Origin of the sequence: Proteus sp. fly-1089 (genome assembly GCF_040138965.1) — a bacterium.
In the GTDB taxonomy this organism is placed as follows: Bacteria; Pseudomonadota; Gammaproteobacteria; order Enterobacterales; family Enterobacteriaceae; genus Proteus; species Proteus vulgaris_B.
On record NZ_JBEETS010000006.1, the window covers coordinates 111122 to 123540 of the forward strand.

Consider the following 12419-nt stretch of genomic DNA (forward strand, 5'->3'; position numbering starts at 1 on the left):
ATAAACGCAGAGAAGTCACCTTCTCTGCTTAAATAAATCAGTTAGATAATTGACGAGTTAATGCAGGTAAAATCTTCATTAAATCACCGACAATGCCGTAGTCAGCAAATTGGAAGATAGGTGCATTTTTGTCTTTATTAATAGCAACAATAATTTGTGCGCCATTAGCGCCAACCATATGTTGAATTTGCCCTGAAATACCGGCAGCCAAATAGAGCTCAGGTTTCAGCATCAGGTTAGAAATACCGACATAGCGCTCGTGCTCCATCCATTTTTCGTTTTCGGCAACAGGACGAGAACACGCGATTTCAGCACCAATGGCTTTGGCTAATTCTTCTGCAATAACGATATTTTCTTTGCTACCAATACCGCGACCTACACTGACAACAAAGCGCGCTTTATCTAAATCAACCGCATTAATTTCGCGAGGCTGAACTGCATTGCGAATAATGGTTTGAGCTGGGGCAATCCATGCCACTTTTTGTGCATTACCCGTAGCACCTGTTTCTGGTGCAACATCAAAAGCACCTACACTTACAGTCACTACGCAATAAGCGGTTTTCAGGGTTTCATCACCAAAAGCAAGACCACCGTAAACCATGTGTTTTGCTACTAATGCATCACCGTCTGCTTTTAAAGATTGTGCGTCATTAGAAACAACCGCGTCTAAACGATGACCTAAGCGCGCTGCGAGTAATTTGCCACGACGTGTATTAGGTAATAGCACTAAACCTGCATCACCTTTTTGTTTGATGGTTTCAACCATGCTTTGTGCATAGTCTTCAATAATGCGATCGTCTGGTTTGCCTTCTAATTGGAAAACCGCTGTTGCTCCTAATTTAAAGGCAGCCACACTTTGTTCGTCATTCAATGTGAATACATTAATAGATTGACCTAATGAAAAAGCGCCGCCCATTAATTCTGGTAAACGGGAAAGTGCATCGCTAAATACCCAAACAGTTGAAAACTGACTCATAACTCCCCCTATTACTTAAGAATTTTACGTAAATGTTCTGCCAACTCAGCAATCTGATCGTCACCATCACCTTCAATGATGATGCGTTGACGGACTTTTTGTTTTGGTGCCGCGATTTTTTGCTCTGAGCGCGAAGTAATAGCATCCAGACCCAAATCAGCAACACTCCATTGTTGAACTGGTTTTTTGGCTGCGCCAAGAATGGCTTTCATCGAAGGGATCTGAGGTGTGTTAATGTCAGTAGACACCGCAATTACAGCGGGTAATGGAATGGTCAGTGTTTCGATTTCATTTTCTAATTCACGCTCAACCGTAATTGAATCATTAGAGAGAGAAACAATGTTATTAATACCATTGATTGCAGGAATATTTAAGAATTCACCCACCAGCAAGCTAACTTGTTGTGAGCTGAGATCCGCAGAACCATCACCACAAAGAATTAAGTCATAACCTTTTTTAGTGGCTGCCGCCGCCAGTGCAATTGCCGTTTGGTGGGGTAAAGAGGCTTCAAATTGGTCATCAACCACAACAACTAAATCGTCAGCACCGCGAGAAAGAACATCTTTACGTGCTTTCGCATTTGTCAGTGCTTTACCACCAACACTCATTGCCGTGATTTGAATGCCATCAAGTTGCGTCTTAAGCTGATTAGCGGCTTCAATCGCATTTAAATCATATTGGCTGATTTTGGTGTTAGCACGAGAAAAATCCAGCGAACTGTCTGCGCTATTTACCGTAATATCCTGCTCATCGGGAACACTCTTGTAACATGTAATAATATTCATTACATCTCCTGAAATTAATAAATAATGTCATTTACTCTGGCAATGTAATATAGAATTAACATAATTAAGTGATTAAAAAATTAAACCTAGGTCACCAATATTGAACATTATTAAATAAAGAAGAGATAGCGTTCAATATTGCTAAATACATCACCAATATTGAAATTAATTTTAATTGAAGTGTTCAACTTTCAATATTGGTACTTCGATCAACAATATTGAACATAATAAATATAATGGTATTTAACATTCAATATTGCCACTCAGATCAACAATATTGAAAGACAGAATATAACAAGCCGATTACATACAAGGCAATATCAATACTTATCAATAAGTTATAATGAAAATAAAACGTTATAAAACGTAACATAAAACCGACAAAAAGAATAGTGTGAAGTGAATAACAGAATAGATTTCTTATAATATCCATCATTCTTCATCATTAATGGATTTGTAGATTAGCCAATGACTTTATTTTTCTATTATGATGAATCACCAATAGACAAAATATTCACAAATAAACTTAATTGTTTTATTAGTTATTAGGAATTAACACTACTTAAACTTCTGCGCTAAATATATTTGGAAAATTTACCTATGAGCAAAGATAATAAAAAGGCAGGAATAGAACCGAAGGTTTTTTTTCCGCCATTGATCATTGTTGGTATTTTATGTTGGTTAACGGTACGCGATCTTGATGCTTCAAATGAAGTGATTAATGCCGTATTCAGCTATGTTACCAATGTCTGGGGTTGGGCCTTTGAATGGTACATGGTTATCATGTTCGGAGGTTGGTTTTGGTTAGTCTTCGGTCGTTATGCCAATAAACGTCTTGGAGAAGATAAACCTGAATTTAGTACCGCAAGCTGGATCTTTATGATGTTTGCGTCTTGTACATCAGCCGCCGTCCTTTTCTGGGGTTCGATTGAAATATACTACTACATTTCAAGCCCACCTTTTGGAATGGAAGGTTATTCAACTCAAGCTAAAGAAATTGGCCTTGCTTACAGCTTGTTCCACTGGGGTCCTCTACCTTGGGCAACTTATAGTTTCCTTTCTGTTGCGTTCGCTTATTTCTTCTTTGTTCGCAAAATGGAAGTTATTCGCCCAAGTAGCACCTTAACGCCATTAATCGGTGAAAAACACGTTAATGGGATTGTTGGAACGATTATTGATAACTTCTATCTTGTTGCTTTAATTCTAGCAATGGGAACTAGTCTTGGTTTAGCAACACCGTTAGTCACTGAATGTATTCAATACTTATTCGGTATTCCTCATACCCTGCAATTAGACGCCATTATTATCTCTTGCTGGATCTTATTAAACGCAATTTGTGTGGCATTTGGTCTGCAAAAAGGGGTGAAGATCGCCAGCGATATTCGTACTTACCTAAGTTTCTTAATGTTGGGTTGGGTATTTATCGTTGGTGGTGCGAGCTTTATTGTCAACTACTTTACCGATTCGGTCGGTACATTGATGATGTATATGCCTCGTATGCTGTTTTATACCGACCCAATCGGTAAAGGGGGATTCCCTCAAGGCTGGACAGTCTTCTATTGGGCATGGTGGGTTATTTATGCCATCCAAATGAGTATCTTCTTAGCCCGTATATCTAAAGGCCGTACTGTTCGTGAACTGTGTTTAGGAATGGTTTCAGGCTTAACCGCAGGGACTTGGTTAATTTGGACAATTCTGGGTGGTAACACCTTACAACTGATTGACCAAAATATTCTCAACATTCCACAACTGATTGAACAATATGGTGTTCCACGCGCCATTATCGAAACATGGGCGGCATTACCGCTTAGTACAGCGACAATGTGGGGCTTCTTTATCCTCTGTTTTATCGCCACTGTCACCTTAATCAATGCCTGCTCTTACACGCTTGCCATGTCAACCTGCCGTTCAATGAAAGAAGGCTCTGAGCCACCTTTATTAGTGCGCATTGGCTGGTCTGTATTAGTTGGTGTTATCGGCATCATCCTGTTAGCTCTTGGAGGTTTAAAACCTATTCAAACTGCCATTATCGCCGGAGGATGCCCACTATTTTTCGTCAATATTATGGTCACCTTGTCTTTTATTAAAGATGCCAAAGTACATTGGAAAGACTGATCCGCTATACGCAAAGAATGACATATTAAGAGGTTATTAACATGGATTTTAGATTGAATGATGAGCAGGAACTGTTTGTTGATGGTGTCCGCGAATTAATGGCCAGTGAAAACTGGGAAGCTTATTTCGCACAGTGTGATCGCGAAAGCAAATACCCAGAACGTTTTGTCAAAGCCCTAGCGGATATGGAAATTGACAATCTGCTTATTCCTGAAGAGCACGGTGGATTAAATGCAGGTTTTGTTACTGTTGCTGCAATTTGGATGGAATTAGGTCGTTTAGGTGCACCAACTTACGTGCTTTATCAATTACCTGGTGGCTTTAACACCGTCTTGCGTGAAGGGACTCAAGAGCAAATTGATAAAATCATGGCGTTCCGTGGTACAGGTAAACAGATGTGGAACTCTGCTATCACCGAACCCGGTGCAGGCTCTGACGTCGGTAGCTTACAGACCACTTATACCCGTAAAAATGGCAAAGTTTACCTTAACGGTAGCAAATGCTTCATCACCAGTAGTGCTTATACCCCTTATGTTGTTGTGATGAGCCGTGACTCTGCATCTCCAGATAAACCTATCTTTACTGAATGGTTTGTGGATATGAGTAAACCGGGCATTAAAGTCAACAAGTTAGAAAAATTGGGTTTACGCATGGATAGTTGCTGTGAAATCACTTTCGACAACGTTGAACTTGAAGAAAAAGACATGTTTGGTCGTGAAGGTAACGGCTTTAACCGTGTAAAAGAAGAGTTCGATCACGAACGTTTCTTAGTGGCTCTCACTAACTACGGTACAGCAATGTGCGCTTTTGAAGATGCCGCTCGTTATGCCAACCAACGTGTGCAATTTGGCGAAGCTATCGGCCGTTTCCAACTTATTCAAGAAAAATTCGCTCATATGGCGATCAAACTCAATTCAATGCGCAACATGTTATATGAAACTGCATGGAAGAGTGACAACAACTTAATCACTTCTGGTGATGCAGCTATGTGTAAATACTTCTGTGCGAATGCGGCATTTGAAGTGGTCGATAGTGCAATGCAAGTGCTTGGTGGTGTTGGTATTGCTGGCGAGCACCGTATTTCTCGTTTCTGGCGTGACCTTCGTGTTGACCGTGTCTCTGGTGGCTCTGACGAAATGCAGATCCTGACATTAGGACGCTCAGTGCTTAAACAGTACCGCTAATTAATCACGAAAACTCTCTCATCATTAGGTGAGAGAGTATTCACTCAACCACTTATGAGGTGACGCTATGACAGAACATTTACCAATGCCACAATTCGGCCCACTTTCAGGGGTTCGTGTTGTGTTTTCAGGAATTGAAATTGCAGGGCCATTTGCAGGACAAATGTTTGCAGAATGGGGTGCTGAAGTGATTTGGATTGAAAACGTTGCATGGGCTGACACCATTCGCGTTCAACCTCACTATCCTCAGCTTTCTCGCCGTAACCTTCATGCACTATCGCTAAATATCTTTAAAGACGAAGGTCGTGATGCGTTCTTAAAATTAATGGAAACAACCGATATCTTTATCGAAGCCAGTAAAGGCCCAGCCTTTGCGCGCCGTGGCATTACTGATGAAGTATTGTGGGAGCATAATCCTAAATTGGTTATTGCGCATTTATCGGGTTTTGGCCAATACGGTGATCCGCAATATACCAACCTCCCCGCTTATAACACCATCGCTCAGGCCTTTAGTGGTTACCTTATTCAAAATGGTGACAAAGATCAGCCAATGCCAGCCTTCCCTTATACCGCAGATTATTTCTCAGGAATGACAGCAACCACCTCCGCGTTAGCGGCACTGTATAAAGTTCAACAAACGGGTAAAGGCGAAAGTATTGATATTGCAATGTATGAAGTGATGTTGCGTATGGGGCAATACTTCATGATGGACTATTTCAATGGCGGTGAGATTTGTCCTCGTATGACCAAAGGGAAAGATCCGTACTACGCAGGCTGTGGGCTTTACCGTTGCCAAGATGGTTATATCGTGATGGAAGTTGTCGGTATTACTCAAATTGAAGAAATTTTCAAAGATATCGGCCTTGCTCATCTGCTTGGTACACCTGAAGTGCCAGAAGGTACTCAGCTTATTCACCGTATTAATTGCCCTCATGGTCAATTATTTGAAGACAAATTAGATGAATGGTTAGCAAAACAACCGATCACTGATGTCCTTAAACGACTTTCAGAGCTCAATATTGCCAGTGCCAAAGTGCTGACTATTCCTGAGCTTGAAGACAATCCGCAATATATCGCGCGCGAATCGATCACCGAATGGCAAACCATGAATGGTGATACCTGCAAAGGGCCAAATGTGATGCCGAAATTTAAAAATAATCCTGGAAAAATATGGCGTGGAATGCCATCTCACGGCATGGACACTGATGCGATTTTGAAAAATATCGGTTATAGCGACGAACAAATCAGGGGGCTAGTCGATAAGGGACTGGCTAAAATCGAAAAGTAATACCGCTGAATTCAGATAGTGCAAAGATAGAAAGCACATCTGAACTCACGGCAAAAGAATAGGATAACAGTTTAATGGATGTGATTGGCAAACAAAACTTACGTCAAATGTGGGATGATTTGGCTGAGGTTTATGGCACAAAAACAGCGCTAATTTTTGAAGCTGCACAAGGACAAGTGAGACAATTTAGCTACAGTGAATTAAATGAAGAGATAAACAGAACCGCAAATCTTTTCCATGCTGGTGGCATAAAAAAAGGCGACCACGTTGCCTTACATCTTGATAACTGCCCTGAGTTTTTCTTTTGCTGGTTTGGGTTAGCAAAAATAGGCGCTGTCATGGTGCCGATTAATGCACGTTTTATGCATGAAGAAAGTGCATGGATAATCAATCACTGCCAAGCCCATTACGTAGTAACACGTGATAATTTCTATCCTATTTACCAACCTATGTTACAGGATGAACAAAATCCTTTAACTCAGTTGTTTTTAATAACAGAAAACAGTCTTCCTACTGAGAAAGGGATTATTGATTTTCTAAAAGAGAAAGCCAAGCATCCTGTTACACTTAATCATCACACCCCATTAAGTGTAGATGATACCGCTGAGATCCTTTTTACCTCAGGTACAACCTCTCAACCCAAAGGTGTTGTTATCACACATTATAACTTACGCTTTGCGGGTTATTACTCATCATGGCAAAACGCATTACGTGAAGACGATGTTTATCTCACTGTTATGCCCGCCTTTCATATTGATTGCCAATGCACCGCATCTCTCGCAGCATTTTCTGTAGGTGCGACATTTGTCCTACTCGAAAAATACAGTGCTAGAGCCTTTTGGAAACAAATTCTTAAGTATCAAGCGACGGTGACGGAATGCATTCCCATGATGATGAGAACGTTAATGGCACAACCGATTTCATCCGAAGAAAAGCAACACAAATTACGCGAAGTAATGTTCTACCTCAATCTTGCAGACGAAGAAAAAGACGCCTTTATTGAGCGCTTTAACGTGCGATTACTCACCTCTTATGGCATGACAGAAACTATAGTTGGTTTAATTGGTGACAGACCCGGTGATAAACGCCGCTGGCCATCAATTGGCAGACCGGGTTTTTGTTATCAAGCACAAATCAGAGACAAACAAAACCACGAAGTCCCTGATGGCGTTGTGGGTGAAATCTGCGTAAAAGGCGAACCCGGTAAAACCATTTTCAAAGAGTATTACAACCGACCTGATGCCACAGCAAAAGCGCTAGAGCCAGAAGGTTGGTTACATACGGGAGATTATGGTTATCGGGATGATGAAGGCTTTTTCTATTTCGTTGATCGCAGTTGCAATATGATCAAACGTGGTGGTGAAAATGTTTCTTGCGTTGAGATTGAAAATATCATTTCTTCACATCCTAAAATTCAAGATGTCGCCGTAATTGGGGTGCCTGACAACATTCGTGATGAAGCAATCAAAGCCTTTGTAGTACTGGTTGAAAATGAAACCTTGAGTGAAGAAGAATTCTTCCATTTCTGTGAGCAAAATATGGCGAAGTTTAAAGTCCCTTCTGCCGTTGAATTTAGGGAAGGCTTACCACGTAATTGCTCCGGAAAAGTGATTAAAAAGCATTTGAAATAAGGCATAGGTAGGTTCAACCACAACTTAATAACCTCAATCATAAATGCTTATTTTTGATGATGAAAAGGAATACAACATGAGCCAATCATTACACTTAACAACACGTGGTTCAGTACTTGAAATTGTATTAGATAGACCAAAAGCCAATGCTATTGATGCGAAAACCAGTCATGAAATGGGAGAAGTTTTCCTTCGTTTTCGTGATGATCCTAGCTTACGTGTCGCGATTATTACTGGTGCAGGCGAACGCTTTTTCTCGGCAGGATGGGATTTAAAAGCAGCGGCTGAAGGTGAAGCTCCTGACGCTGATTTCGGTGCGGGCGGTTTTGCTGGTTTAACCGAGCTTTTCAATCTAGATAAACCTGTCATTGCGGCGGTTAACGGCTATGCGTTTGGTGGTGGATTTGAATTAGCACTCGCTGCCGACATGATGGTGTGCTCAGACAACGCTTCTTTTGCATTACCTGAAGCACAGCTGGGGATCGTGCCTGACAGCGGTGGTGTACTGCGTTTACCTAAGCGTTTACCACCTGCGATTGTCAATGAAATGCTGATGACAGGCCGTCGCATGAATGCAGACGAAGCATTACGTTGGGGCATTACAAACCGTGTTGTGAGCTCTGCACAATTAATGGATAGTGCTCGTGAACTCGCAGACCAAATCGCTAATAGCGCCCCACTGGCCGTTGCAGCATTAAAAGAGATCTATCGTGCTACCAGTGAGCTTTCTATTGAAGAAGGCTACAAATTAATGCGCAGTGGTGTATTAAAACATTACCCAAGTGTTCTCCATTCAGAAGATGCCACAGAAGGGCCACTTGCCTTTGCTGAAAAACGTGCCCCTGAATGGAAAGGACGGTAATTATCTAGTATTTCGATAATACAACAAAGAGGAAAACGGATGAGTATCTATGCGTTTGAAGGTCTTGTTCCTGTGGTACACCCAACCGCCTATATTCACCCATCGGCAGTATTAATTGGTGATGTAATTATAGGCGCAGGAGTTTATATCGGCCCTTTAGCCTCATTAAGAGGTGATTATGGACGCTTAATTATCGAAGCAGGTGCGAACCTTCAAGACGGTTGTATCATGCACGGTTATACCGATATGGATACCATTGTTAGAGAAAATGGACATATTGGACACGGCGCCATTCTTCATAGTTGTATTATCGGGCGTGATAGCTTAGTCGGCATGAACAGTGTGATTATGGACGGCGCAGTGATTGGTGAAGAAAGCATTGTAGCCGCAATGAGTTTTGTAAAAGCGGGTTTTCAAGGGCAACCTCGCCAAATGTTAATTGGCAGTCCTGCCAAACATTTCCGTGATATTACTGAACAAGATATGGAATGGAAACGGATGAACACTCGAGAATATCAAGACTTAGCGGTACGCTGTCGTCAAAGCTTAGTCGAAACTACGCCTTTAACAGCACCTGAGCCTAATCGCCCACGTTTACGAGGCACAACAGAAGTGAAACCGAAAGGTCAGTAGCAAACAGCGACAGGCGTTATACGCGCCTGTCGTCATTGTTTTTTAGCCTACCACTTAATAAGTCACGTTAGCGTCGTTGTGATTTTGATAACATCCATTGCCATTTTTGTTCATGGTTTAATCCATGAGGGATCATCGCTGCTAATTTCTCAGGAGAACTTTGACTACTTTTACCCTGAACATGGCCCTTTAAGCGTGAATAAAGTTGAGGATCGATATGACTCACTTTGATCATTCGTTGGCACTGACATCCTCGACCTTCTAGCTGGTTAGGAACACTTTTCGTTTCACATTCGATTTCTTTTACATCAGAAAGAATATAAGAAACGATATTAATCGCATTGCATTGAGGAATATCGAATTTTGTTGCAATTTCTTTCGCACTTACCCAACGCTCTTGCGCTTGAACCCAATCAGCTATTGATAGATAAAGTGGCTTATTCATGTATTCTTCGCACATATTTACTCCAGTATCACAAATAAATTTTTATTTATCGCTAAATAAAGATAATAACTGTATATGTTAATTATCATTGCACCGCGGAGTATCGGTTTTCCCTGTTAATCTGATAAGTTAACAACCCCATCAATATAATATTTAGTTTATCTTTAACAACCAAACTCTTTAATTAACACACTTGTCACAATTTGTTGCTTTATTATTAAAGCCAAAGCAATAACAATTAAACCGAGTAAAAACAAAAAATTAATTAAATATTAAAATATAAAATAGCTTTTAGAGAAAAATAACAATTCATTGATAAATAAACTATTTTTTCACAAAAAAATAAAAAATAGATAAATTGTATTAATAATCCATTTATAGACTAAGATTATAGTAATAGATCTAAATTTAGATTGCCAGAAAGGTGGCTTATTATTAGATGTAAATCAATATTCGTTTATTTTAAGCCATCCAAATCTAGTTATTAATACATTAGTAAAAGTGAAGTTTAATATCTTAAATATACCAAAATGGATAAATTAAGTGCTATAGCGCTATAGCACTTAGTCTCATATTATTAATTTGATTATAAAAAACGACGTTCAAATGCTGTTTGCCAATCATCTGCAAATCTATTTACTGCATCATCGACAACCGGTGAGCGAATAATAGAGTAAGCAAGTTCAATCGGTAATGTCACTGAAGAAGCCCCTGCTAATAAACAATCAACAACCTGACGGGGTGTTTTAAAGCTCGCAGCTAAGATTTTTGTGGGTAAATTATGCATGGTAATCAGCGTTTGTAACTCTTTTACCACTCTTACCCCATCAGATCCTTGTCTATCCATTCGGTGAACATAAGGCGCAATATAATCTGCCCCAGCTAAGGCTGCCATTAATCCTTGTGAGACACTGTAAATCGCGGTACCTAATACCAGCATATTTTTTTGTTTTAATTGTTTAATGGCGACAAGTCCCGCTTCAGTAACTGGAATTTTAATCACAGTATTATCTGCAATATTGCCAATACGTAATGCTTCTTCAATCATGGTATCGACATCACTGGCAATGACCTGAGCAAATACTCGGCCTTTGCCTCCCATGGCTGCTTTTAATTCAGGTAACAGTGTTTCAATATCTTGTGCCGATTTAGCAATAATAGACGGATTGGTAGTGACACCTGCAATAGGAAGAACTTGAGAGAGTTTTCTGACTTCTTCGATATCCGCTGTATCTAAATAGATTTCCATAATCGCGCCTCAATGATGTGGTTTTTAAGCTAAATAATTATAGGTATAACGTAGAAAGTAGCATTGTGAGCGAAGGATTTCTAGTCGATCCAATGAAAATAGCGCCCACACAAAGGCGCTATTGATTAAATTTCAATAATAGATATCTATTATTTTTATTTAATATCCAAGATCGGATTATATTTAAGATGGAATAATATATATCCAACATTCTTATTGATATTAAAAAATAATTTCAATTAACTTGGTTATTTTTTAAACTCAGCATCAATAACTTGATAAAAAGCATTACCTGTATCCGCAATATCCCAAACACCTAAAATAACCTGATAACCTGAACGCTCTGGTATATTACAATTTATCTCTACGGTTTCTGTTGGTATTTTTCCATTATCATCTTGTTGGCAGAATGGTGTTAAATCAAAATCAGCACGAGTCAGTGGTTTATTAACATCCCACTCTGGTTTAGTAATAAAGAATCGCCATGATTCTGTACTGTGCTTTGCAGTTAATGTCCATTTAAAGGTATTTTCTCCACTTTTCATTGCTACTTTATGCCAACGATCAGCGCTTTGTGCATTTAACGCAGAAAAAGCCTCTTTGCCGCCACTGGCGATTTGACCATCTGCTGGACCACCTTCAGGGAAACCTTTAAGTCCTTCAATAGATTGAGGCTCATACTGTATTGGACCACAGTTTTTATTTAAATTGCCCCCTTTTGATGAACAAAGGAAAGCTCTACTGGGGGGAACATCAATATATCCATGCTTTAATGTTACATCGGCTGACGCGGTTGAAACAAAACCCGCTGATGATAATAATAACGTTGCAGTAAATACCATAAGTTTATTTTTCTTCATAATAAAACCTCATAATTATTAATAAGTATTTTTAAATATCATGATTGCGTTAATCACATTAGATATTAGTAAAAAAAAGATAATTAAATATGTATTTATTTATATTTGTGAGCGATGTCGCTATTTAATTTAATATTAAAACGGGAATAAAACGCCATATTAATATTAATTAGATGATGATTAATTATAAAAACAGTAAGCAAATAAAATTATTAAAGTGGTTTTAAATAAATTACTACGTCGATAAATAAATATTATTTTGACATAATTAAAATAATCACCTTATATTACTCCCTTAGTAATATAGTTACATTAATATTGCTCTTCATTGCTGATCCAGTGTTTTTAATCTCGATGCATGATAGTAATAATGCGTAATTTGTTCATACGT

11 protein-coding genes are annotated in these 12419 nt (G+C 39.4%); 6 read left to right on the top strand and 5 right to left on the bottom strand.

Annotated elements, in window-relative coordinates; all coding sequences use genetic code 11:
• Positions 1-37: 37 nt before the first annotated feature.
• Together ABN080_RS13700 and fixA are read right to left on the bottom strand one after the other, a co-directional pair.
• Positions 38-976 (bottom strand): FAD-binding protein, encoded by a 939-nt coding sequence (locus ABN080_RS13700; RefSeq protein ID WP_349441266.1) that lies wholly within the window; start codon positions 974-976, stop codon positions 38-40.
• 11 nt (positions 977-987) lie between these two features.
• Positions 988-1761, bottom strand: a complete 774-nt coding sequence (gene fixA / locus ABN080_RS13705; protein ID WP_349441267.1) for a putative electron transfer flavoprotein FixA — start codon at positions 1759-1761, stop codon at positions 988-990.
• A 600-nt stretch (positions 1762-2361) separates the two neighbouring features.
• Here fixA and caiT point away from each other — a divergent pair.
• From caiT to caiE, 6 genes are all read left to right on the top strand, one after another.
• The gene (caiT, locus tag ABN080_RS13710) at positions 2362-3876 is read left to right on the top strand and encodes an L-carnitine/gamma-butyrobetaine antiporter (protein ID WP_072069078.1); all 1515 of its coding nucleotides are present in this window, start codon (positions 2362-2364) and stop codon (positions 3874-3876) included.
• Positions 3877-3917: 41 nt separating this feature from the next.
• Positions 3918-5060, top strand: a complete 1143-nt coding sequence (caiA, locus tag ABN080_RS13715) for a crotonobetainyl-CoA dehydrogenase (protein WP_069369791.1) — start codon at positions 3918-3920, stop codon at positions 5058-5060.
• Between the two features lie 67 nt (positions 5061-5127).
• Positions 5128-6348 carry an L-carnitine CoA-transferase gene (gene caiB / locus ABN080_RS13720; protein ID WP_072069079.1) on the top strand — a complete coding sequence of 407 codons (1221 nt, stop codon included), beginning with the start codon at positions 5128-5130 and terminating at the stop codon, positions 6346-6348.
• Between the two features lie 74 nt (positions 6349-6422).
• A complete protein-coding gene (gene caiC / locus ABN080_RS13725) occupies positions 6423-7979 on the top strand; it encodes a crotonobetaine/carnitine-CoA ligase (RefSeq protein ID WP_072069080.1) in 1557 nt (518 codons plus the stop codon).
• 76 nt (positions 7980-8055) lie between these two features.
• Positions 8056-8841, top strand: coding sequence for a crotonobetainyl-CoA hydratase (caiD, locus tag ABN080_RS13730; protein ID WP_115350255.1), 786 nt, complete (start codon positions 8056-8058; stop codon positions 8839-8841).
• A 39-nt stretch (positions 8842-8880) separates the two neighbouring features.
• Entirely contained in the window at positions 8881-9474 is a 594-nt protein-coding gene (caiE, locus tag ABN080_RS13735) for a carnitine operon protein CaiE (protein ID WP_349441268.1), read from the top strand.
• A gap of 67 nt (positions 9475-9541) precedes the next feature.
• Here the strand turns inward: caiE and caiF are convergent, their stop codons facing one another.
• The 3 genes from caiF to ABN080_RS13750 all read right to left on the bottom strand — a co-directional run bounded on the left by caiF (position 9542) and on the right by ABN080_RS13750 (position 12028).
• Positions 9542-9934, bottom strand: coding sequence for a carnitine metabolism transcriptional regulator CaiF (gene caiF, locus ABN080_RS13740; protein ID WP_072069083.1), 393 nt, complete (start codon positions 9932-9934; stop codon positions 9542-9544).
• A gap of 571 nt (positions 9935-10505) precedes the next feature.
• Positions 10506-11168, bottom strand: coding sequence for a fructose-6-phosphate aldolase (gene fsa, locus ABN080_RS13745; protein WP_072069084.1), 663 nt, complete (start codon positions 11166-11168; stop codon positions 10506-10508).
• 248 nt (positions 11169-11416) lie between these two features.
• On the bottom strand, positions 11417-12028 hold the full coding sequence (locus ABN080_RS13750) for a lytic polysaccharide monooxygenase (RefSeq protein WP_349441269.1): 612 nt from the start codon (positions 12026-12028) through the stop codon (positions 11417-11419).
• Positions 12029-12419 lie beyond the last annotated feature (391 nt).